Genomic DNA, 22,309 nt, shown 5'->3' with positions numbered 1-22,309 from the left:
TTGAATTATTCAACTTTTTCAATCGTAGTGGTTCCCCAATTCATGATGTTGCTGAGATGGACATAGCCATCGTACAAATTCAAGAAAATTGAGAAGGCACAGACGATATAGATCAATACATAAAAATTATTGGCCTTTTTGTTACGCCATAAGACAAAGCCATCTAAAATCAAACCTAATGGAAAGAGAAATGAGCCGATTCCAGCTAACAGTAGCAAGAGCAGACTTTCATCTTTTTCCGTTGCCATCGTTCTTTGGAGTAACGACAATTTTTCTTTTTTGTCGTTGATCTCTTGATTATTGGTTTCGATCCGCTCTTTTAACGCTTCGTTTTCCCGCAAGAGCTCATCAATCGAGACTTGATAGAGATCGCTCAACAAAATCAAATTCTCAATATCTGGATAGCCGCGCCCGTTTTCCCATTTTGAAATCGACTGGCGTGAAATCTGTAATTTTTCTGCGACTGCTGTTTGCGACAATCCGGAAGACTCGCGACAGCTTTTTAATTGTTCTGCTAAAGCCAATGTATGCTCCTATCTGCTATTTAACAACTAGCTTCCCATTTGAGATCGTGGTTACGACACTCCCATTGGTAGTGATTATACCTGCTTTTTGCTTAAACGTACAGGTGGCTTTAGTGGACGTGTGAGTTAATGAACTAGAAGTGATACTTCCTCTGTGAGCAACTAAACTTAAATTCGAAGTGCCTGTAAATTGATTGCGGCTATTGACCGTGACATTGTAACTAGCGGTCCAATTACCGGTGGATGTTTTTGACACGCGATACGTTCCTGCTGCCAGATTTGCCCGGAATGACGGCAATTTTTCAATGGTCAAAATCAACTCGTTGCCTTCTTCATCTACGGTGATCAGCTGCTCATAGGGACTATCTGATGCTAAGTCGTAAACGAGTTCAGGTTCTTCCACTGTTTGGGCGGCAGCTGGGAGAGCAAAGAAGAAACAAATAAAAATAAACGGCACAAAAAATAATTTTTTCACAAATACCACTCCTTGTACTTTTGATAGTTTAAGTATACAAGGTTTGGCTAGTTAAAGAAAGCACAAGCTAATTTGCAACGGCAACGGATGGTTTACAGTTGTTGCTAGAGCAGCATTTCATAGGCTTTTTTTTTAGGGTGTCGAGAAATTTTAAACGTAATGGTTCATTCAAAAGGTCTTCGTTTTTTAGGTTTCTGACAATGAAACGTTGCTTTTTAAAAGAAACGTTAAAGAAGCGGTTGCTTTAGTTTTAACCAAACCTAGCTGTAAAAGGAAACAAAAAAGCGAAAGAGAAGGTAACGTTTCGCGCCGTTAAAACGACAAACGTAAGACCTCCTTCCGCTTTTTTGCGGCCAATTTTATTCTCCTAAATCAATATCCTTTTGATGGTCACCATCTTTTTTATAAACGTTCACCACGGATTCTTTGTTTTCGGCAATTTCTTTGGCACGGGCGATGGCCTCTGCTTTATTGTCGAAATGATCACTGGCACGTTTTGCTCCTTTGGAACGGACTTGCCATTGGTCCTCTTCATACACAACTTCAACATCCGCATTCATTAATTTTTTCGCATTTTTATTGGTTTGATGGGAATCGTCTTTTTGCGGATTTTTCTCTTTCTGAAAAGCTTTCTTCTCCTCTTCATCTGCATTGTCATACCATTTTTCTGCTTGACTCGTGGCGATCGGGATCGCCCGATCATCGGAATAGCCATCGGCTAGCAGGGCATTGGCGATATCGATCGCTTTTTTACGAACTAAGGGGTCTAGATTCTTCATTGACGCAGGATAATCACGGACATTCCAAGGCATTGTTTGGTTCCTCCTTTTTCTTGATCCAAAGTCATTTTCCTAGGGGTTCCTTTTTACAGGCACCACCAGATATTACTTATTAGTTTACCCCCTTCTATAAAAAAGTGAAATCATTTGCTTTCTGGTCAAAAATGAGGGCACTTTCTTTTTTCATTTTCTAATAAACGAGGATTTATTTTTGTTAACAAAGCGTTATATTTCCCAAAAAAAAATGAATGGTTTAGAATTTTATTATAGAGAAAAGGAGGACGTAAGAATGAGTGAACCTATTTTGACTGATCCACGGGAACTTTATCACACGGGTAAATACAGCAAACAGGAACAAGATACGCCTGCTTTACAAGAAGAAATGCGACCAAAACCTGATTGTGGTGAAGACTCTTATGAGGGAAGTCAGCAGTTAGAAAACCGGCGGGTACTGATTACCGGTGGGGATTCTGGGATCGGACGAGCAGCAGCGATTGCCTTCGCTCGTGAAGGAGCAGACATTGCCCTGCACTTTTTCCCAGGAGAAGAAGAAGATGCCGAAGAAGTTGCAGGGTACATCAAAGAAGCCGGACGCAAAGTGATTTTGCTACCCTATGACCTGCGAGACGAAGCGGCACCACAAGAGATCGTTGACAAAGCGGTAGCAGCATTAGGTGGGTTAGATACATTAGTATTGAACGCAGCACAGCAAATCACGCGGCCATCGATTGCAGAATTACCGATTGAACAAGTGAAAGACACCTTTATGGTAAACATTATCTCAATGTTTGCATTAGTGAAAGCAGCTGAGCCACACTTACCGGCTGGAGGAGCGATCGTGACAACGACTTCTGTCCAAGCCTTTAGTCCAAGTGCCCATTTAATGGATTATGCGGCAACCAAATCGGCGATCGCCAGTTTTACAGTCAGCTTGGCGAAACAATTTGCTGAAAAAGGGATTCGGGTCAATGGGGTAGCCCCAGGACCAATCTGGACACCATTACAGTTAGATCATGGCCAACCGCAAGACAAGCTGCCTGAATTTGGTCAGCAAGCATTACTGGAGCGGGCAGGACAACCAGCTGAGCTGGCACCCGTCTATGTCTTTTTAGCTTCCAATAAAGCTAGCTATGTGACAGCACAGATTTATGGTGTTACCGGCGGAGAAGCCATTAACTTGTAAGCTTATCAAAAAATCGGAGAAAAAGGAGGAGGTGTCCTATGAGTAAAGGGTGGAAAATCGTATCAATCATCGTTTCGTTGATCTTTATCACTGTCTTATTACCAATCGTTTTAATGAGTAATCCTTACATGCAGCTGCCATTTGGTTTGGACAGCAGAGGCAATGTCGTCACGTATTTCTTTGACAACTTGTTTATGCGTCAATATATGTTTTGGGTAGCCGTTGTTTTAATCGCCGTATTCTTGATCGTGATCTTAGTCGTGCTGTTTTATCCAAAAACCAAAACAACCTTTGTTTTGAAAGAGGATAAGGGCGCATTGACGATCGATAAGAAAGCGATCGAAGGACTTGTACGTACGAAAGTAAATGAAAAAGAATTTGTTGAAGGACCAAAAGTTCATGTCAAGGCGACCAAAAATCGAATTTTAATCAAAATCAAAGGCCGCTTGAAACGGACGTCTGCCTTAGTTGGCAAAACCGAAAACTTAATGGCGGAAATCCAACAAGATGTCCAACGAGTGCTTGGCTCAAGTGAAAAAGTCAAAGTCGAAGTCAATTACGCGAATTTTGAACAAAATGAGACTCCGGAAAACCCGCGAGTAGAATAGGAGGGCTATGATGAACGAACTACAACAATACAAAATCCCATTGATTTTTGGAGCAATCGGCCTTGTTCTGGCTGTGTTGTTTGTAACGATCGGTTTTTTCAAAACATTGCTGATTCTACTCCTAACAGGTTTGGGTTTTGCGCTAGGATTGTATCTCCAACGTACCGGTATCATCGACGAATTTTTTAACCAACAATAACGTATTTTATAGGAGGAATTTTTAATGAATAACGATAAAAACGAATTAAACAATGAAAAAAATGTCAGTGCACATCCAGATCCAGTGGTTCCCAACACCAATCATCAAGCCAATGAAAATGCGATTCCAATGACTGAATCACCTGATCCAGTGGTACCAAATGCTGAAAAAGCAGTAGCAGGACAACAAAATGGACCAAAACCAGGGGATCATCCAGCACCAGGAAATCCAGATCCAGCCGGACATCATCCAGCACCGCCAAAACCTGGCCACAACGATTTTGAAGGACCAACCGGGGATGCACCCGTTCATGGTTCATTGACCTATGATGACAAAGTGATCCAAAAAATTATCGGAATTGCATTAGAAAATGTAGATGGCCTGTTGACGGTCGATGGTGGTTTCTTCTCTAATATTGCTGAAAAATTAGTTAATACAGATAATGTGACTGCCGGTATCAATACTGAAGTTGGGAAAAAACAAGTAGCCGTTGATTTAGATATCGTGGTTGAATACGACCGCAACATCCCAGAAATCGCTGAACAAGTCAAAGAAGTCATTCAAAAAGAAGTAACGACAATGACCCAATTAGAAGTGATCGAAGTCAACATCAACGTTGTAGATGTAAAAACGATCGCTGAATACGAAGAGGAACAAGAAACGGTTCAAGACAAAGTAACGTCAGCGGCTTCTAAAACCGGCGACTTTGCTTCACGTCAAACCAACAAAGCCAAACATGCGGCTTCCCGCGCGTCTGATCGTATCGAAGAATACAACGAACCTCGCGTGAAATAAAAAAGTTTCATATGAAACAAAAACAAGCATTGATCCTGTGATCAATGCTTGTTTCTTTGAGAAAAAAGCTGACCAGGAGGGTTGGCAGCCTTGCTGGTCAAGGAAAGATGAAAAAAGTTTTTTGGATTGAAATGAGTATAATTTCTATGCCTTAAACCAACCTTAAAGCCCCAGTTAAAAAATGGTAAATTCTCCTAGAAAGCAATCTCTGGCTATTGCATCACACTGCTTTTTGCGTTAAAGTAGGAACTAGTCTGTGAAACATTTTTCTGTTTCACAAAATAGAAAGGATTCGTTATGCTACCTGAAGAATTTCATGAAGAATTACGCAAAAACGGGATCGTTTTAACCGAAGAACAAATGGAAAAATTCGCTGTCTATTTCGAGCGTTTAGTCGAATGGAATCAGAAGATGAATCTAACCGCAATCACGGAAAAATCAGAAGTGTATTTAAAGCATTTCTACGATTCTGTTTCCTTAGCTTTTGAAACCGCCTTTGACCCGCAAAGTCATTTGTGCGATGTCGGTTCAGGTGCTGGCTTTCCAAGTATTCCACTAAAAATCGTGTTTCCTGAATTAGAAGTGACGATCGTCGACTCTTTAAATAAGCGCATCACCTTTTTACAAACTCTTGTGACGGATCTACAATTGGAAAATGTCCACTTGTACCATGACCGTGCAGAAACATTTGGTCAAAACCCGCAATTTCGTGGGCAATTCGATTATGTGACCGCTCGAGCGGTTGCCCGTTTGAATGTGTTAACGGAACTCTGTGTGCCATTGGTGAAAAAAGCAGGCTATTTTTATGCGCTCAAAGCTGCCAAAAGCGAGGAAGAACTGGTTGAAGCCAAACCAGCGATCTCACTCTTAGGCGGCAAATTTATTGAAGAAAAAAGCTTTACCTTACCGGTCAGCGGCGATGAACGCCATCTTTTGATCATTCAAAAGAAAAAAGAAACGCCAAAGAAATACCCCCGCAAACCGGGAATGCCAGCGAAACAACCAATTAAATAGGAGGAAAATCAATGGCCCGTATTATTTCTGTTGCAAACCAAAAAGGCGGCGTAGGCAAAACCACCACAACGGTGAACCTAGGTGCGTCCTTAGCATTTGTCGGCAAAAAAGTGTTACTCGTAGATATTGATGCCCAAGGCAACGCCACAAGCGGTGTCGGCATTCGCAAACCAGTTGTGGAACAAGACATCTATGATGTATTAGTCAATGAAACACCGATCGTTGAAGCGATTTTACCTAGCAGCCGAGAAAACTTGGATATCGTTCCAGCGACGATCCAATTAGCTGGTGCGGAAATTGAATTGACCTCCATGATGGCACGGGAATCTCGATTGAAATCGGCTTTGAATGAAATCAAAGAACAATACGATTATATCTTTATCGATTGCCCGCCATCTTTAGGTCATTTGACGATCAATGCCTTTACCGCCAGTGATTCGATTTTGATCCCAGTCCAATGTGAGTACTATGCATTGGAAGGGCTGAGCCAACTATTGAATACCGTGCGTTTAGTACAAAAACATTTTAACCCTGAGTTAGAGATCGAAGGGGTCTTACTGACGATGTATGATGCCCGCACGAACTTAGGCGCGGAAGTCGTGGAAGAAGTCCGCCGCTATTTCCAAGAAAAAGTATACGAAACCATTATTCCGCGGAATATCCGGTTGTCTGAAGCACCTAGTCATGGATTGTCGATCATTGATTATGATCCACGCTCAAAAGGAGCCGAAGTCTATCAGACGTTAGCAAAGGAAGTGTTAGCCCGTGAAGAATAAAGGGAAAGGATTAGGGCGTGGGATCGATGCGTTGTTTCAAGACCTGCAAGGGTTAGAAGAAGTCGATATCAAGACAGAAAAAGTCGTTGAACTGCCTTTAAACGAATTAAGACCCAACCCTTATCAACCGCGAAAAACCTTTGATGAGCTTTCATTACAAGAACTAGCCAATTCGATCCAACATTCGGGGGTCTTTCAACCGATCATCGTGCGGCAATCATCCGTCAAAGGCTATGAGATCATTGCTGGTGAACGCCGGTTTCGAGCATCCAAATTAGCTGGCAAGGAAACGATCCCAGCCATCATCCGCAATTTTGATGAAGAAGCGATGATGCAAGTCGCCGTTTTAGAAAACTTGCAGCGGGAAGATTTAAATCCTTTAGAAGAAGCAGAAGCCTATGACATGCTGATGAAGAACTTGAAATTGACCCAAGCACAAGTCGCTGAACGTTTAGGGAAAAGCCGCCCGTATATCGCCAATTATTTGCGGTTACTGTCCTTGCCGAAACTCGTCAAAGAAATGGTTCAAGATGACCGTTTGTCTATGGGGCAAGCCCGGACATTATTAGGCTTGAAAAACAAAGAACAGATCTTAAAATTAGCCAATCGTTGTGTCAAAGAAAATCTGACAGTCCGCCAATTAGAACAAATGGTCGCTGAGATGAACGACACGAAAAACGAAAAGAAAAAAGTGCCGCGTCTGATTCGGGAAAAACCGTACTATTTACGAGAAAGCGAAGAACGGTTGATGGATAAATTCGGCACGAATGTCGAGATCCGCGAAAAAGAAGGCAAAGGAAAAATCGAGATCGAATACCTGTCACAAAAAGATTTAACCCGTATTTTAGATTTATTGAACATTCAATTTGATGAAGCTTGAGGTGATAAAGATGTATGATCTTGGGGATATTGTCGAAATGAAAAAACCGCATGCCTGCAAAGCCAATCGTTGGGAAATCATCCGCATGGGGGCAGACATCAAAATAAAGTGTACGAATTGCGGCCACATCGTCATGATGACGCGCCGAGAATTTGATAAAAAGATGAAGAAAATCCTAGAAAAAAAAGAGAAAGAGTGAAGTGAAGCATGGCGTTAACTGCCGGAATCGTTGGATTGCCAAATGTGGGCAAATCTACTTTATTTAATGCAATAACCAAAGCAGGAGCAGAAGCCGCAAACTACCCGTTTGCGACGATCGATCCGAATGTAGGAATGGTGGAAGTGCCAGATTGGCGCTTACAGCGTTTAACAGAATTAGTCCGTCCGAAAAAGACGGTCCCAACCACCTTTGAATTTACGGATATTGCCGGAATCGTCCGCGGTGCCAGCAAAGGGGAAGGATTAGGTAACCAATTTTTGAGCCATATCCGCCAAGTGGATGCGATCTGTCATGTCGTTCGTTGTTTCGACGATGACAACATCACCCACGTGGAAGGCCGCGTGGACCCATTAGCTGATATCGACACCATCAATTTGGAGTTGGTTTTAGCGGATTTAGAATCCGTCAACAAGCGCTATACTCGGGTCGCAAAAATTGCCAAAACCAAAGACAAAGATGCAGTTGCGGAACTGGCCGTTCTTGATAAGATCAAACCGGTCTTAGAAGAAGGGATCTCTGCTCGTTCGATCGAATTTACAGATGAAGAACAGCGCATCGTCAAAAGTTTGTTTTTACTAACGACCAAACCAGTTTTATACGTTGCCAACGTAGCAGAAGAAGACGTGGCAGACTATGAAACCAATGACTATGTCAACAAAGTGAAGGAATTTGCAGCGAGCGAAAATGCGGAAGTGATCGTCATCAGTGCTCGTGCCGAAGAAGAGATCGCTGAGCTGGAAGAAGAAGACAAAGCAGAGTTTTTAGAAGCATTAGGAATTGAAGAATCAGGGTTGGATCAATTGATTCGTGCTGCCTATGATTTGCTGGGTCTAGCAACGTACTTTACCGCTGGTGAACAAGAAGTGCGTGCGTGGACGTTCCGTAAAGGCATCAAAGCACCGCAAGCAGCGGGGATCATCCATACGGACTTTGAGCGCGGCTTTATTCGTGCGGAAACTGTTTCCTTTGAAGATCTGAACCAATACGGCACGATGCAAGCGGCCAAAGAAGCCGGTCGGGTACGTTTGGAAGGAAAAGATTATGTCGTGCAAGATGGCGACGTGATGTTGTTCCGTTTTAACGTATAAAGGGCTTTCTTCCCAGTGAATTTGTGGTAAAATGTCCATTGTGAAGAAAACGCAGAAGGGAGAATCAATTCATGGAACCAGAAACTCTGCGAAATTATGTTTCCGAAAATCGTGAATTAGAACAACAATTAACAAAACGAAACCAACAATATATATTTGATTTAAAAAAATCGCTAGAGGCAGCCAACCTTTCTGAAGAAGAAAAAACGATTGCCTTGCATGAGATGCTGCCGGTCTTAGTCAAAGAACAAAAAGGCGGCAAAACGGCCCGCCAATTATTTGGTACAGTGTCTGAACGTACCGAAGCCATCATCAACAAACCCGTTGAGCAAAAAGAATCCGGCCCCTTCTTGATGTGGTTGGATAACACCTTGCTGATTTTAGGGATTTTTGGGTTGATGCTAGGGGTTATGGGAATCTTTACTAGAGGACAAGCACAACCTTATGGCTTATTGACCCTCTTCTTGATGGCGATGCTTGCTGGTTGGGTCTTCTACTTGATGTACAAATACATGTATCAATATGAACGCCCGGGTGCTGATAAGAGCAAACGGCCGAAGATGTGGAAGATCATTTTGATTTTAGTCGCAGCCTTCATGCTATGGATCGTTGTGATCTCGCTTTCTGCGATGATCCAGCCACCATTGAATCCACAAGTGGACCCTGTGATCGAAGCCTTGATCGGGGCAGTGGCATTAGCAGCGAAGTACTACTTGAAACGCAAATACAATATCATCAGCAGTCTGTCTGTTCCTAGAGGCTGATGGCTACACGTTGATCGTGCGCCTTCTTTTGTTAAAAAAGACCGCACGATCAGCGTGTTTTTTTAGAAAAAATGGCGAATTATGAGATTTGACCAAAGGTTTGAAGAGGATTATTAAGAAAGCTTTCCGAATGGTTGACTTATGAAAAAATCTTTGCTATTTTTTTTAAAATACCTAAAAACTTTAAGGAGTGGTTACAAAAATGTCCAACTGGGAAACCAAATTTGTAAAAAAAGGGTTAACGTTTGATGATGTCTTATTGATTCCGGCAGAAAGTCACGTCTTGCCAAATGACGTGGATATGAAAGTGCAGCTTGCCCCGAATATTACACTAAATATTCCAATCATAAGTGCCAGTATGGATACCGTAACTGATAGTAAAATGGCGATCTCAATGGCGCGTCAAGGCGGACTTGGCGTGATTCACAAAAACATGAGTATCGCCGCGCAAGCAGATGAAGTGCGCAAAGTAAAACGTTCTGAAAGCGGCGTGATCATCGATCCGTTTTTCTTAACACCAAGCCACTTAGTTGCTGATGCAGAACATTTGATGAGCAAGTACCGCATCAGCGGGGTACCGATCGTAGAAACGATGGAAAACCGCAAATTAGTCGGTATCATCACGAACCGCGACATGCGTTTTGTCACGGATTATACGATGCCGATCAATGATGTGATGACCAAAGACCAATTGATCACAGCACCTGTCGGTACTTCGTTGAAAGATGCGGAAAAAATCTTACAACAACACAAGATCGAAAAATTACCGATCGTTGATGAAGCAGGGATCTTAAGCGGGTTGATCACCATCAAAGATATTGAAAAAGTAATCGAATTCCCGAATGCAGCCAAAGACACGCATGGACGCCTATTAGTGGCAGCAGCAGTCGGCGTTACCAGCGATACCTTTGAACGTGCACAAGCATTATTGGATGCAGGCGTGGACGCGATCGTCATTGATACTGCCCATGGACACAGTGCCGGTGTTTTACGCAAAATCTCTGAAATTCGTGCACATTTCCCAGAAGCGACATTGATTGCTGGAAATGTTGCCACTGCAGAAGGCACGAAAGCATTGTATGATGCTGGTGTCGATGTCGTAAAAGTCGGGATCGGTCCAGGATCGATCTGTACTACTCGGGTGGTAGCCGGTGTCGGAGTTCCTCAATTGACAGCGATCTATGATGCAGCCTCTGTGGCACGTCAATATGGCAAAGCAATCATTGCCGATGGTGGGATCAAGTACTCTGGCGATATCGTCAAAGCTTTAGCAGCTGGCGGACATGCTGTAATGCTCGGTAGCATGTTGGCAGGAACTGACGAATCACCAGGTGAATTTGAAATCTATCAAGGCCGTCGCTTCAAAACGTACCGCGGAATGGGTTCATTGGGGGCAATGGAAAAAGGCTCCAGCGACCGTTACTTCCAAGGGGGCGTAAACGAAGCCAACAAATTGGTTCCAGAAGGCATTGAAGGACGTGTCGCTTATAAAGGCAGCGTTTCTGATATCATCTTCCAAATGATCGGCGGGTTGAAATCAGGGATGGGTTATGTCGGTGCCGGCAATCTGCAGCAATTACGTGATGAAGCACAATTCATCCAAATGAGCGGCAACGGACTAAAAGAATCACATCCCCACGATGTTCAAATCACGAAAGAAGCACCAAACTACTCCGTAAAATCATAAAATGTTTCACGTGAAAACCAACGCCCCCTCTGTTCAAAAGTGGACAGAGGGGGCGTTTGGTTCTAAAAAAGGGTGCCGATCTTGCCAAAATGGCTGAGATCGGCACCCTTTTCTCTAAAATCGCTGCTGGATGATCAGCAAATCGCTTTAGCAGTAACTTATTCGTTTGATTTCAACGCATCGATCATATTGACATGAGTCAGTTTCACATGGGTGACGTACATCACGATGATCGTAAAGAGAATCGTCATGCCACCGGCTAAAGCATAAGCCGGCCAATTGATCACTAATGGAAAGACCATGTTCTCCATCGAAGCTTGGATCAAAATAAAGTCAGTCAAGAAGTAACCTACCACGTAACCTGCGAGAATCCCAAATAACGTAAAGACGATATTTTCTCGTACGATGTACATAGTCACTTCCTTATTGTAAAACCCTAATACTTTGATAGTAGAAAGCTCGCGAATCCGCTCGGAAACATTGATGTTGGTCAAGTTATACAAGACGACAAAGGCTAATGCCCCTGATAATACAACTAAGATCAAGACAATGGCGTTCAAGTTACCCATCGAATCATCCTGCATTTTGATCTGAGTGGAAAGGAACGTCGTGTTTTTGACTTTGTCGGTATCTAACAAGGCTGTTGATAAAGCTTCCTCTTGTTTTTTCGTCATCGTCTTGCTTTTGACTAAGAACGCATTTGGTTCAAAGGTACTATTGGTGATTTCTTCATAAACGGTCGGCGACAGATAAAGAGAATTGCCTAAATAATTTTCTGCGATGCCACTAATAGGTACTTCATAGGCTTCTTGATCGCTGGTATAGAAGGTCAATGTATCGCCAACGTGCAAATCATATAATTCTGCGTACTTCATAGTCAGCACGGCACCCTCTGTTAATGACAGCTTCTGTCCTGCCGTCGTTTTCAAATGGACATAGTCTGCAAAAGCATCCTGATCTGCCGGAACCATCAAGGTCAGACTTTGTTTTCCTTGGTTAGTCGGTCGAATCTCGATCGTTTCATTGTAGACTAGCATCGAATGGGTCACAAGAGGCTCGTCTGTTAAAACCGTTTCAGCGGCAGCAACGGTTTCTTCCTTCGCATCATTTAAGGTCACGACGGCTTGATAATCCGTAATGGGCCCAAATTGTTTTGCAGTCACGGCACTTAGAGAATCTTTCAACCCAACGCCTGCCACCATCAGTCCCGTACAACCGGCGATGCCAATGATTGCCATGATCATTCGCGATTTGTAGCGGAAGATGTTACGGAAGCTGACTTTTTGATTGAAGCTTAAACGGGACCATAAGGGGGTAATTGCTTCTAATAAAATCCGTTTCCCGGGCTTTGGTGCGCGAACTTGCAGCAGCTGGGCAGGTTTTTCCCGCAATTCTTTGATCAGAACAAACAGACAGGCACCAAGCGTCGCCAGTAAAAAGGCGATTGCGGCCAAAATAATTGGCGACCAGACATAATAGACGCGAATCCCGTCTAAAAGATACCGTTCGCTGGATAGGAAATAGATCAAACGCGGCAACAGTTCGGTTCCTAATACGGCACCACTAATAATGCCAATGGCCGAAGAAAGGAGGGCATAAATCAAATATTTAAGGGAGATCTCGACTTTGCCATAGCCCATCGCTTTTAAGGTACCGATCTCTTTGCGGTTTTCTTCTACCATCCGCGTCAGTGTCGTAAAGGTGATCAACGCAGCGATAAAGAAGAAGAAGACAGGAAACACATTGGCGATCGCTGCGATACGATCAGACAGCCCACCATATTCTTGGAAACCGGGATTGTCTTTGCGTTGGTTGTAAAGATACGTCGGCTCTGCCAAGTCTTCGATCTCTGCCCGTTTTTCTGCCAGTGTTTGTTGGGCATCGGTTAGTTCTTGTTGCTGTTCATCTAATTGGTCTTGCTGCTGTGTCAATTCTGCTTCTCCAGCCGCCAATTGGCCTTCGAGGGCTGCTTGTTGTACGGGCGGCAGCTGTGCCAAGGCGGCTTGCTGTTGTTCTAGTTCCGCTTTGGCCTGATCCAGTTGTGCTTGTCCATCAGCTAACTGTTTTTGTCCATCGCGGACTTCTTTTTCTGCAGGGGCTAATTCATCAAAAGCGTCTTGTTGAATTTCTGCTAAGCGTTCCTTAGGACGGTCCGCAAACAGTTCCTCAATCGTTTCTTGATGGGCTGCCATCTTGTCGGTGTACGTATCGGAGTATGTTTCAAGCCCGGCGACATCATCAAAGGCGAGATAGAGGATCGATTTGACCTCCATCGTGAACTGTTCTTCCGGTACATAAGCAAAGTACGTCACGACACCGCTGCCGACATTTGCATAGCCCCGTTCGGCAGCACTGATATAAATGGGAGAAGTGGCAAACCCAACGATCGTATACTCTTTGTCCGACAGATTATCGGCATCATCGATCGTAAAAGTATCACCTATTTGCCAGCCATAATTTTTTGCTTCGGTGTCCAGCACGATTTCATCGGCTTTTTCTGGCAGTCGGCCGTCCTTCACCAGTAACTGGTTGAGTTCCTGTGAGGGGTCATAGGAGGTCACTTGCACGACTTCATCTGAATTGGCAGCGTAATAAAATTGATAGGCGGCTTCTGTGTGAGCACCGCTTTTTTCCGCGGCATCAATGTCTTCCTCTGTCAATCCCAGTGTTGAAGTGACTTGCAGATCTGCTAATTGCTGGCCGTTGACATATTCACTCGCGGAATGGTTCAGGATCGGGCCGGTTGCTTTGACACCGACAAAGAGAAACGTTCCTAAAAAAATGATCAAGGTGATTGCGATAAAGCGGCCTTTTGATTGGCGAATCTCTCGCAAACTTGCTTTAAGATAGGTCTTATTTTTCATCAGATCCTCCTACCAAACGATTTCATCGATCGAGATGGGATGAGGATTCTCTTCAATGGAACGGACAGTGGCATCGTTGATATGGATCACCCGATCGGCGATCGGGGCAATGGCGCTATTATGGGTGATGATCAACACCGTATTGCCATTTTTCCGGCTAGCGTTTTGCAAAAGCTTCAACACTTGTTTTCCTGTTTCAAAGTCCAAAGCACCAGTCGGTTCATCGCATAGCAGCAGTTTCGGGTTTTTGGCTAACGCCCGAGCGATCGATACCCGCTGCTGTTCCCCACCAGAAAGCTGAGAAGGAAAGTTGTTTTTGCGGTTTTCTAACCCGACTTGGGCCAAGACTTCATCAGGATCGAGTGCATTCGGTGAGACTTCAGTAGCCAATTCAATGTTTTCTTTTGCTGTCAGATTTGGGACCAAATTATAAAACTGGAAGACAAACCCAACGTCTGTGCGGCGGTATTCTGTTAATTGTTTGTCGTTAAACTTCGCGATATCGACATTGTCGATAATGATTTCTCCTTCATCTGGCGAGTCCATCCCGCCTAAGATATTCAAAACGGTCGATTTTCCGGCACCACTAGGTCCAAGAATCACCACTAATTCGCCTTCTTCAATGGCAAAGGAAAGATCATTGTTGGCAGTGATAGTGGTTTCGCCCATCTGATAGCGTTTATATTCATTCTTTACTTCAACATAACTCATTAATAAAGCCTCCATTTTTTAAACACGTGTTGATTTAATCACATGGTGTTAGTATACTAAGAAAGAAAAGTAAGAGCAATCCTCAATGCTTGCTTATTTGTCATTAAATAGACAAATATTGATTAAATGTACAGAGAAAAGGGGAAACGATATGGTAGGGACTGTCGGGAACCGTCGAACGATCTACTCGAAAAAAGTGATCCGGCGCGCCTTTCAGGAGTTATTGTTGGAAAAAGAGTATCGCAAAATCACGATCAAAGAGATTGCGGAACGAGCAGATATCAATCGGGGAACATTTTATAAATATTATAAGGACACAGCCGCTTTGTTGGAGGAGATCGAAGGGGAGCTCGTTGAGCAGATCGCATCGAACTTGCAGCAGGAAAATTTGTCATTGGATCTTTGGCTGGAAAAACTATTGACGATTTTGTATGAGAATCCTAGTACCACCCATTTGATTTTGTTGAACAACAGCCATTTGCTGAATCTTTTGTTGTCAGAAATCAAACCGGAGACCTTGAAACGATTTGCCCAATACTTTCAAGATGCTTCCGAGGAAGAATTGGAACTGTGCCTTAGCTTTTTTGTCTGCGGGTCTATCGGTTTGATCGAACGCTGGCTCAAAGATTTTTCAACGATGCCGCCAAAAGCTGTCGCTGATCTATTGATTCAAATTTTTGTGACTAATGTGTATGAAGAAAAGAAGGGCTAAAAAAGAGGGGATGATCCAATAACTAAAAAGGAACGCAGCAAGAGACAATTTGCTGCGTTCCTTTTTCTCTTAATCAACGAGGCGTTCATCGTTCATCCCAAAGTATTGATGCAACGGTTTTTGCCGTGCTTCTAATAATTGATCGACGGTCACGAATTCGTAGCCTTCGTTTTTGAGTGTTTTAATGACTCCCGGTACGGCTTTCACAGATTTCGGGTGAATATCATGGATCAAGATCATGGCACCATTAAAGACATTTTGTTGAACCAAGGCATTGATTTTCTTCGGATCCTTCAATTTCCAGTCTTGAGAATCGATGTCCCATTGAATGATCGGCATGCCGATGGTTTCTGCGCTTTGTTTGTCGATAGCGCCATAAGGGGGCCGTAAATTCCTAGGTAGTAAACCCGTCGCATTGTAAATGGCTTTATTGGTTTTCGTAACTTCTGCCTGCAAATCTTCCGCTGAAAGAGTATTCAGCTGCGGATGAGAGTAAGAATGACTGGCGATCTCGTGTCCAGCTTCTTGGACTTTTTTGGCGGCTTGCGGATATTGCTCAACCATTTGTCCCAGCATAAAGAAGGTCGCTTTGACGTCATTTTCTTGTAAGATGTTCAAAAGATCCATAGTGGAGGTACTGTTGGGTCCATCATCAAAGGTCAATGCCACGTATTTTTTATTGGGGTCAAGACTTGGCAAGGCATTGTTGAGTTGGTCAGCAGCCACGAGATCAGGATCAATGAATGGGGCGATCTCGCTGTAAGACAGGGTGATTTCTGTCGCTTCCGTCTGATTTTTTGGCAATTCGATGGTCAGCTTTTCCGGATCATAAGTAAATTTCGAATCGAAGGTGATCCGCTCCATAGCCAAGACGGCGTCGATGATTTTTGCGGGTTCCTTGGCTTGATCCAGCAGTTTCTGTTGAATGACTTGTTGAATACCTAATAAGCTGCCTTCATCAGGAACAAGTTCTTTCAAAGACAATTCGGTTTGCGTCTTCTCTGATACGAAGATCGGTGCATCTGTTAAACGATCAGCATCTTCAAAACGACCGGTTTCTCGATTCCATACATAGCTGTCGGCTTTTAATGAATAGGTAGAGACTTTTGCAGCTACCGTTTGTGCTTGGATACGGGCAACGGTGACGACTTCTTTTTCCGTTTGTTTTTTGCGCAATGACTCAGCGGCTTTTGTCAACCGGTCTTTGATATCTTTGATGGGAAACGTATCGAGGTCTTGCGGGCGGTAGATCAGTTCTTTGTTTGTTCCTTCTGAGAGCACTTCAGGCGATGTTTTTAACCCATTTTGGCTTTGTTCTGCTTGGATTGATGCCAGTAATTTCTCTGCAGCTGCCTCATATTTTGCTTTGGCCGCAACTTCTTGTTGGTGCAAGGTGTAAAGAACCGAGCCAGCCGTTGCGATCAAAACGATCAATAATAAGGCAAATAAGGAAAAAATGGCTTTCCGATACGGCTTCTTTCTCGAGGGTGGTCCTTTCGGTCTTTCTTCAGCTGATGCTGTTCGTTTTTGATTATTGTTTGGTTTCTTGTGCAAGTCACTCCGACGGGCATAGGTCTTTCGTTCGGGCATTGGTGAAGCTCCCTTCATTCCATCCTAAATTATGCCCACGTTACCATAAGTCACAGGCACTTTCAACGATCATGCCCGGTTTCTGATAGAGGATTAAAAAGACAAAGGGATTTTTCTAATTATTCGCTTAAAAATTACAGCCTTGTTGCGTTGTTTCTCTTGCAAGAAGTGATCAAAGTGGTTAGGGGGATGGAAACCACTCTAGGCTACGTAAACAAGAAAACCCCTAGGCAACAGCTCACGCGGTGTGACTGTTCTCTAGGGGTTGCTACTGAGGTTACTAAGGCTTAGGCTTTTTCAATTTTTGTCAGTCCGCCCATATAAGGAACCAGAACTTCTGGTACCGTTACACTGCCGTCTTCGTTTTGATAATTTTCAAGCACTGCGGCTACCGTCCGACCGACAGCCAAACCAGAGCCGTTTAGTGTATGCATGTAGTGAATCTTGCCCTCTTGATCACGGTAACGGATCATGGCACGACGTGCTTGGAAGTCTTCACAGTTTGAGCAAGAGCTGATCTCACGATACATCTCTTGGGCAGGGATCCATACTTCTAAATCATAGGTCTTCGCTGCAGAAAAGCCCATATCTCCTGTACACAAGCTAAGCACACGGTAAGGTAAATTGAGTTTTTGCAAAATATCTTCGGCATTAGCCGTCATTTTCTCTAATTCTTCATAAGAATGTTCTGCATCACTGAATTTCACCATTTCGACTTTATTGAATTGGTGCAAGCGAATCAAACCGCGAGTGTCACGGCCAGCGCTGCCGGCTTCTGAACGAAATGATGGGCTCAAGGCAGTGAAGTAGGCAGGGAGCTGTTCTTGTTCTAAGATCTCCCCTTGATAGTAGTTGGTCAAAGGTACTTCCGCAGTCGGGATCAAAGTCAAATCAGTGTCTGCCAATTGGAAAACATCTTCTTTAAACTTCGGAAATTGCCCAGTACCGAACATTGCTTGGCTGTTGACGATATACGGGGTGATCATCTCCGTATACCCATGCTCATAAACATGCTGATCCAACATGAAGTTGTATAAGGCACGTTCCAAACGAGCACCTAAGCCTTTGTAGTAAACAAAACGGCTACCAGAAACTTTGGCACCCCGCTCAAAGTCGAGAATCCCCAAGTCTTCTGCGATCTCCCAATGGGGTTTTGGTTCAAAGGCAAAGGTTTTTGGGTCTGCCCAACGGCGGACTTCTACATTGTCATCTTCATCTTTGCCCACCGGAACAGAATCATTCGGCAAGTTCGGCAACGTCGTGGCGATCTCTTTGATGTCTTCATCAATTTGAGCGATCTCTTCATCCAATTGCTTAATTTGGCTGCCGACTTCTTTCATTTGGGCAATTTTATCTGCCGCATCTTCTTTCGCCCGTTTCAAGGCGGCGATCTCACCAGAAACCTCATTACGCAATTTCTTGCGCTCTTCCGTTTGGACTAAGAGTTCTCGGCGACGCTCATCAAGTGTTAAAAAGCGGTCCAACACTTCTTTTTGGACACCTCGTGTTGCGAGTTTGCTTTGTACTTCAGCAAAATTTTGGCGAATCATTTTTACATCTAACATAGTGATACATCCTCCTTTGATTTTTCCATAGAAAAAAGGCCATTCCAATCCCGTATTGCTTGGGACGAAATGACCATTCGCGGTGCCACCCAAGTTCAGCTTGCGCTGCCCTTGCTGCTCGTATCGTGAGCCAACGATTTTTCTTTCGAAAAATACACGTTAAAGAACTGGATTCTATTTTTTCCAACACTGATTTTCACCAACCATCAGCTCTCTATACAGATGAAAAAAATATACTAGGTTCTGTGCCTTGATTATTTTCTCTAGCATACCCAAAAAATGTTGGGTCGTCAACCATAGGTTTGTGTGTTGGATAAGTTGTTGCGTTTCAACGGGAGATGGATAATAAAGGACGTCCATTCCGGCGTTGACTTGGCATAGATATAGCCGCCATGTAAGGCGACGATGCTTTGAGCGATCGCTAGACCTAAGCCAGTTCCTCCTGTTTCTTGAGAGCGGGATTCTTCCACTCGGTAGAAACGGTCGAATAGAGAATCAAGGGCTTGCTTAGGGATCATTTGCCCATTGTTTTTGACTGTTAAGATCGCTTCGGTCCCGACTTTCTCGACTTCCATGCGGATCTTATCGGCGCCTTTGCCGTATTTCAAGGCATTCGAAAGCAAGTTATTGAAGACCCGCACCAGTTTTTCGGTATCGCCATCCATCTCGATGTGTTCCGGACGGGTGTATGTTTCAATCTTGATGCCTTTCCGACTAGCTTCTAATTCAAAGTCCGCCGCCAATTGTTCCACTAGCTGGGCCATGTCAAATTCCATCACATTGATTGGGACGCTAGGCTGGCGCACTTTTGTGTATTCAAACAAATCATCGACAAGGGATTTCATTTGCTTGGCTTTGACATACGCCGTATGGGTATATTTCAGCAATTCTTCTTCTGAATGGTATTGTCGATCTTCAATTAGACCTAAATAGCCGATGATCGAAGTCAACGGTGTTCGAATGTCATGACTGACATTGGTAATCAGCTCATCTTTGGATTGCTCGATCCGCCGTTCATCTTCAATCGCCGCCACCGTACTGTCGACTAAGCCATTGATATTAGAAACGATCCGACTTAAATCGCCCCGTAACTCGAAGGGGATGCGATGATCGTAATTGCCTTCCGCAATAAAATGAAGCTCGCTGATGATGTGACGTAGCTGCATTTGATGGTAGCGACGAATCAAACGCCAATATAAGACGATCACATCTAATAGGAAGAACATCGGTAGAATGAAGTTGCGCCCACTGCGGAAGATATCTGTATTAAAGGCAGATGTGAAAGCATTCTTCGATGCGTAGATGGCATCAACTAAATCTGGTGAATTTTCAACGATTGAGGTCAAGATGACCAAAATAGCGATATTTAATAGAAGTAAAAGAACAATCGTTACAATTCCTTCGGCAAATAACTCACTGATTTCCTTTGAGGTCAGCGTGATCCGTTTCTTTTTTTCGATTGGTGTGTTGCGCTTTTTTTCAGTTGGTTTACTTCGCATCTATTTTGTAGCCGACCCCCCATACTGTTTGGATGACTTTTTCACCATCCGTGGCTTCTTCGATCTTATCTCGTAAGTGACTGACATGGACCATAACTGTTTTGGCAGAAACGACACTTTCTTGTTTCCAAACTCGTTCAAAAATCTCATCGGCGCTAAAGACACGGTTCGGATGCGATGCCAGCAAGTAGAGGATACCGAATTCTAATGCAGTCAATTGAATTTCGTTGCCATCGACGGTTTTTACTTCATGGGAATCGCGATTGATAATAAGGGAGCTTACTTCTAGAATCTCTGGTTGATTTGAAGCAGCCTGCATCTTGGTTCTTCTCAATAGCGATTTTACCCTGGCCATAACTTCTAATGGGTTGAAAGGTTTGGTGACATAATCATCAGCACCGGCGACCAATCCACGAATCTTATCCATATCGGTTGTTTTAGCGGTCAGCATAATAATAGGGATTTGGGATTCTTTTCTCAATTCTTTCACGACTTGCATGCCATCCATTTCTGGCATCATGATATCTAAGATCAATAGTTCGATATCAGAAGTGGTGCGGATCTTGGTCAGTGCTTCTTTTCCATCATATGCTTTGACCGATTCATAACCTTCATTGTGTAAATAAATGCTTAATAGTTCTACGATCTCTTTGTCATCATCTGCTACAAGTATTTTCATACTGGGTCCTCCTAGGAACAATATTCTTTTCTCCATTTTAGCAAATATTCCACAAAATAGATAAAATCATACTTAAATTTATAAGAATGATAGGAATTAAGAAAACACAAAAAGGAAAAAGACGAACGATAGGCAAATAATAACGGAAAAAGTCCTTAAAAAAGGCGGAAATCACGGACTAAAAATCACGAATCATCTTTGGAAACGGAGTAACTAGAAACGTTGGTCTATCAATCATTTTATGGTTGACGAATAGCGCAAGTCTTGGTATATTATTACATGTGCCAAATGACTAAACGAATTCGTAAAAAGAATTTAAAAAAGTGGTTGACGCACAGCTCGACAGATGATATTATAACGAAGTCGCAATTTTAAAACAGTTAATCGATGTTGATACATCAACAAAATTAATTAAAAAAAGTTGTTGACAAATAACAAATCATTTGTTATTCTAATGAAGTCGCTGAGACAGCCGCTACGAAGTTGAAAAACAACGGGCGAAAAAAACTTTTTAAAAAAGAGTTGACAATCAACTGTCGCTCTGATATGATATAAAAGTTGCTAACACAGCACTGTAGACCTTTGAAAACTGAACAAAGCAAGCAAACGAACCAATGTGTAGGACGTTTCAATTTATTGAAACAAATACATGCAAGCAATAGCTAGCAAAGTTAATTTTTATGAGCTTAATGACCGTATGGTCATTCAAACAAATCATTATGAGAGTTTGATCCTGGCTCAGGACGAACGCTGGCGGCGTGCCTAATACATGCAAGTCGAACGCTTTTTCTTTCACCGGAGCTTGCTCCACCGAAAGAAAAAGAGTGGCGAACGGGTGAGTAACACGTGGGTAACCTGCCCATCAGAAGGGGATAACACTTGGAAACAGGTGCTAATACCGTATAACACTATTTTCCGCATGGAAGAAAGTTGAAAGGCGCTTTTGCGTCACTGATGGATGGACCCGCGGTGCATTAGCTAGTTGGTGAGGTAACGGCTCACCAAGGCAACGATGCATAGCCGACCTGAGAGGGTGATCGGCCACACTGGGACTGAGACACGGCCCAGACTCCTACGGGAGGCAGCAGTAGGGAATCTTCGGCAATGGACGAAAGTCTGACCGAGCAACGCCGCGTGAGTGAAGAAGGTTTTCGGATCGTAAAACTCTGTTGTTAGAGAAGAACAAGGATGAGAGTAAAACGTTCATCCCTTGACGGTATCTAACCAGAAAGCCACGGCTAACTACGTGCCAGCAGCCGCGGTAATACGTAGGTGGCAAGCGTTGTCCGGATTTATTGGGCGTAAAGCGAGCGCAGGCGGTTTCTTAAGTCTGATGTGAAAGCCCCCGGCTCAACCGGGGAGGGTCATTGGAAACTGGGAGACTTGAGTGCAGAAGAGGAGAGTGGAATTCCATGTGTAGCGGTGAAATGCGTAGATATATGGAGGAACACCAGTGGCGAAGGCGGCTCTCTGGTCTGTAACTGACGCTGAGGCTCGAAAGCGTGGGGAGCGAACAGGATTAGATACCCTGGTAGTCCACGCCGTAAACGATGAGTGCTAAGTGTTGGAGGGTTTCCGCCCTTCAGTGCTGCAGCAAACGCATTAAGCACTCCGCCTGGGGAGTACGACCGCAAGGTTGAAACTCAAAGGAATTGACGGGGGCCCGCACAAGCGGTGGAGCATGTGGTTTAATTCGA

Annotated in this window: 21 protein-coding genes, 1 rRNA gene and 1 other annotated feature (1 of these 23 only partly in view); of the genes, 13 read left to right on the top strand and 9 right to left on the bottom strand. The window is 43.7% G+C overall.

Features of this window, described 5'->3' with window-relative positions; all coding sequences use genetic code 11:
- Positions 1-5 precede the first annotated feature (5 nt).
- From IGJ01_RS17205 to IGJ01_RS17195, 3 genes are all read right to left on the bottom strand, one after another.
- A complete protein-coding gene (locus IGJ01_RS17205) occupies positions 6-524 on the bottom strand; it encodes a helix-turn-helix domain-containing protein (RefSeq protein WP_005232932.1) in 519 nt (172 codons plus the stop codon).
- Positions 525-540: 16 nt separating this feature from the next.
- A complete protein-coding gene (locus IGJ01_RS17200) occupies positions 541-1,008 on the bottom strand; it encodes a DUF5626 family protein (protein ID WP_005232933.1) in 468 nt (155 codons plus the stop codon).
- 350 nt (positions 1,009-1,358) lie between these two features.
- Positions 1,359-1,811 (bottom strand): DUF2188 domain-containing protein, encoded by a 453-nt coding sequence (locus IGJ01_RS17195; protein ID WP_086332827.1) that lies wholly within the window; start codon positions 1,809-1,811, stop codon positions 1,359-1,361.
- Between the two features lie 256 nt (positions 1,812-2,067).
- Here IGJ01_RS17195 and IGJ01_RS17190 point away from each other — a divergent pair, with 256 nt between their 5' ends.
- The 11 genes from IGJ01_RS17190 to guaB all read left to right on the top strand — a co-directional run bounded on the left by IGJ01_RS17190 (position 2,068) and on the right by guaB (position 10,992).
- Positions 2,068-2,961, top strand: a complete 894-nt coding sequence (locus tag IGJ01_RS17190) for an SDR family oxidoreductase (RefSeq protein WP_008376956.1) — start codon at positions 2,068-2,070, stop codon at positions 2,959-2,961.
- Between the two features lie 38 nt (positions 2,962-2,999).
- The gene (amaP, locus tag IGJ01_RS17185) at positions 3,000-3,569 is read left to right on the top strand and encodes an alkaline shock response membrane anchor protein AmaP (protein ID WP_005232936.1); all 570 of its coding nucleotides are present in this window, start codon (positions 3,000-3,002) and stop codon (positions 3,567-3,569) included.
- A gap of 7 nt (positions 3,570-3,576) precedes the next feature.
- The gene (locus tag IGJ01_RS17180) at positions 3,577-3,768 is read left to right on the top strand and encodes a DUF2273 domain-containing protein (protein ID WP_005226258.1); all 192 of its coding nucleotides are present in this window, start codon (positions 3,577-3,579) and stop codon (positions 3,766-3,768) included.
- A 24-nt stretch (positions 3,769-3,792) separates the two neighbouring features.
- Positions 3,793-4,563 (top strand): Asp23/Gls24 family envelope stress response protein, encoded by a 771-nt coding sequence (locus IGJ01_RS17175; RefSeq protein ID WP_005232937.1) that lies wholly within the window; start codon positions 3,793-3,795, stop codon positions 4,561-4,563.
- A 297-nt stretch (positions 4,564-4,860) separates the two neighbouring features.
- Positions 4,861-5,577, top strand: coding sequence for a 16S rRNA (guanine(527)-N(7))-methyltransferase RsmG (rsmG, locus tag IGJ01_RS17170; RefSeq protein WP_005226256.1), 717 nt, complete (start codon positions 4,861-4,863; stop codon positions 5,575-5,577).
- Positions 5,578-5,588: 11 nt separating this feature from the next.
- Positions 5,589-6,353 carry a ParA family protein gene (locus IGJ01_RS17165; protein WP_429946924.1) on the top strand — a complete coding sequence of 255 codons (765 nt, stop codon included), beginning with the start codon at positions 5,589-5,591 and terminating at the stop codon, positions 6,351-6,353.
- Positions 6,343-7,233: a ParB/RepB/Spo0J family partition protein gene (locus IGJ01_RS17160; RefSeq protein ID WP_005226254.1), complete on the top strand. Its 891-nt coding sequence runs from the start codon at positions 6,343-6,345 to the stop codon at positions 7,231-7,233. The genes IGJ01_RS17165 and IGJ01_RS17160 overlap by 11 nt, the downstream gene beginning before the upstream one ends.
- A gap of 10 nt (positions 7,234-7,243) precedes the next feature.
- Positions 7,244-7,432 carry a DUF951 domain-containing protein gene (locus IGJ01_RS17155; RefSeq protein WP_005226253.1) on the top strand — a complete coding sequence of 63 codons (189 nt, stop codon included), beginning with the start codon at positions 7,244-7,246 and terminating at the stop codon, positions 7,430-7,432.
- Between the two features lie 8 nt (positions 7,433-7,440).
- A complete protein-coding gene (gene ychF, locus IGJ01_RS17150; protein ID WP_005226252.1) occupies positions 7,441-8,541 on the top strand; it encodes a redox-regulated ATPase YchF in 1,101 nt (366 codons plus the stop codon).
- 71 nt (positions 8,542-8,612) lie between these two features.
- Complete coding sequence (locus IGJ01_RS17145; protein ID WP_005226251.1) at positions 8,613-9,305, top strand: DUF1129 domain-containing protein; 693 nt, start codon at positions 8,613-8,615, stop codon at positions 9,303-9,305.
- 202 nt (positions 9,306-9,507) lie between these two features.
- Complete coding sequence (guaB, locus tag IGJ01_RS17140) at positions 9,508-10,992, top strand: IMP dehydrogenase (protein ID WP_005226250.1); 1,485 nt, start codon at positions 9,508-9,510, stop codon at positions 10,990-10,992.
- 158 nt (positions 10,993-11,150) lie between these two features.
- Here the strand turns inward: guaB and IGJ01_RS17135 are convergent, their stop codons facing one another.
- Positions 11,151-13,856 carry an FtsX-like permease family protein gene (locus IGJ01_RS17135; RefSeq protein ID WP_005232940.1) on the bottom strand — a complete coding sequence of 902 codons (2,706 nt, stop codon included), beginning with the start codon at positions 13,854-13,856 and terminating at the stop codon, positions 11,151-11,153.
- A gap of 9 nt (positions 13,857-13,865) precedes the next feature.
- The gene (locus IGJ01_RS17130; protein WP_008376960.1) at positions 13,866-14,567 is read right to left on the bottom strand and encodes an ABC transporter ATP-binding protein; all 702 of its coding nucleotides are present in this window, start codon (positions 14,565-14,567) and stop codon (positions 13,866-13,868) included.
- 85 nt (positions 14,568-14,652) lie between these two features.
- On the opposite strand from IGJ01_RS17130, the gene IGJ01_RS17125 reads away from it, so the two are divergent.
- Positions 14,653-15,279, top strand: coding sequence for a TetR/AcrR family transcriptional regulator (locus tag IGJ01_RS17125; RefSeq protein ID WP_005232942.1), 627 nt, complete (start codon positions 14,653-14,655; stop codon positions 15,277-15,279).
- 69 nt (positions 15,280-15,348) lie between these two features.
- Here the strand turns inward: IGJ01_RS17125 and IGJ01_RS17120 are convergent, their stop codons facing one another.
- The 4 genes from IGJ01_RS17120 to IGJ01_RS17105 form a co-directional block, all read right to left on the bottom strand.
- Positions 15,349-16,869, bottom strand: coding sequence for a polysaccharide deacetylase family protein (locus IGJ01_RS17120; protein ID WP_429946923.1), 1,521 nt, complete (start codon positions 16,867-16,869; stop codon positions 15,349-15,351).
- 287 nt (positions 16,870-17,156) lie between these two features.
- A complete protein-coding gene (gene serS, locus IGJ01_RS17115) occupies positions 17,157-18,434 on the bottom strand; it encodes a serine--tRNA ligase (protein WP_005232944.1) in 1,278 nt (425 codons plus the stop codon).
- A 57-nt stretch (positions 18,435-18,491) separates the two neighbouring features.
- Positions 18,492-18,689: a binding site (T-box leader), on the bottom strand.
- A 35-nt stretch (positions 18,690-18,724) separates the two neighbouring features.
- On the bottom strand, positions 18,725-19,933 hold the full coding sequence (locus tag IGJ01_RS17110; RefSeq protein ID WP_005232945.1) for a sensor histidine kinase: 1,209 nt from the start codon (positions 19,931-19,933) through the stop codon (positions 18,725-18,727).
- Positions 19,923-20,612, bottom strand: coding sequence for a response regulator transcription factor (locus tag IGJ01_RS17105; protein ID WP_008376963.1), 690 nt, complete (start codon positions 20,610-20,612; stop codon positions 19,923-19,925). The genes IGJ01_RS17110 and IGJ01_RS17105 overlap by 11 nt, the downstream gene beginning before the upstream one ends.
- A gap of 715 nt (positions 20,613-21,327) precedes the next feature.
- Between IGJ01_RS17105 and IGJ01_RS17100 the strand changes: the two genes are divergently transcribed.
- Positions 21,328-22,309, top strand: a 16S ribosomal RNA gene (locus IGJ01_RS17100); it runs 578 nt beyond the window's last position.

It is taken from the genome of Enterococcus sp. AZ089 (assembly GCF_050547225.1).
Taxonomy (GTDB): Bacteria; Bacillota; Bacilli; order Lactobacillales; family Enterococcaceae; genus Enterococcus_D; species Enterococcus_D entomosocium.
This window is presented reverse-complemented; position numbering and strand designations above follow the sequence as displayed.

Bases quoted from the DNA above. Each gene is read 5' to 3' on its own strand.
- IGJ01_RS17190 (WP_008376956.1), top strand. From the start codon at position 2,068: ATGAGTGAACCTATTTTGACTGATCCACGGGAACTTTATCACACGGGT.
- serS (WP_005232944.1), bottom strand. From the start codon at position 18,434: ATGTTAGATGTAAAAATGATTCGCCAAAATTTTGCTGAAGTACAAAGC.
- ychF (WP_005226252.1), top strand. From the start codon at position 7,441: ATGGCGTTAACTGCCGGAATCGTTGGATTGCCAAATGTGGGCAAATCT.
- IGJ01_RS17175 (WP_005232937.1), top strand. From the start codon at position 3,793: ATGAATAACGATAAAAACGAATTAAACAATGAAAAAAATGTCAGTGCA.
- IGJ01_RS17195 (WP_086332827.1), bottom strand. From the start codon at position 1,811: ATGCCTTGGAATGTCCGTGATTATCCTGCGTCAATGAAGAATCTAGAC.
- IGJ01_RS17165 (WP_429946924.1), top strand. From the start codon at position 5,589: ATGGCCCGTATTATTTCTGTTGCAAACCAAAAAGGCGGCGTAGGCAAA.
- IGJ01_RS17135 (WP_005232940.1), bottom strand. From the start codon at position 13,856: ATGAAAAATAAGACCTATCTTAAAGCAAGTTTGCGAGAGATTCGCCAA.
- IGJ01_RS17125 (WP_005232942.1), top strand. From the start codon at position 14,653: ATGCTTGCTTATTTGTCATTAAATAGACAAATATTGATTAAATGTACA.
- IGJ01_RS17130 (WP_008376960.1), bottom strand. From the start codon at position 14,567: ATGAGTTATGTTGAAGTAAAGAATGAATATAAACGCTATCAGATGGGC.
- guaB (WP_005226250.1), top strand. From the start codon at position 9,508: ATGTCCAACTGGGAAACCAAATTTGTAAAAAAAGGGTTAACGTTTGAT.
- IGJ01_RS17155 (WP_005226253.1), top strand. From the start codon at position 7,244: ATGTATGATCTTGGGGATATTGTCGAAATGAAAAAACCGCATGCCTGC.
- IGJ01_RS17180 (WP_005226258.1), top strand. From the start codon at position 3,577: ATGATGAACGAACTACAACAATACAAAATCCCATTGATTTTTGGAGCA.
- IGJ01_RS17145 (WP_005226251.1), top strand. From the start codon at position 8,613: ATGGAACCAGAAACTCTGCGAAATTATGTTTCCGAAAATCGTGAATTA.
- IGJ01_RS17110 (WP_005232945.1), bottom strand. From the start codon at position 19,933: ATGCGAAGTAAACCAACTGAAAAAAAGCGCAACACACCAATCGAAAAA.
- IGJ01_RS17105 (WP_008376963.1), bottom strand. From the start codon at position 20,612: ATGAAAATACTTGTAGCAGATGATGACAAAGAGATCGTAGAACTATTA.
- IGJ01_RS17120 (WP_429946923.1), bottom strand. From the start codon at position 16,869: ATGCCCGAACGAAAGACCTATGCCCGTCGGAGTGACTTGCACAAGAAA.
- rsmG (WP_005226256.1), top strand. From the start codon at position 4,861: ATGCTACCTGAAGAATTTCATGAAGAATTACGCAAAAACGGGATCGTT.
- amaP (WP_005232936.1), top strand. From the start codon at position 3,000: ATGAGTAAAGGGTGGAAAATCGTATCAATCATCGTTTCGTTGATCTTT.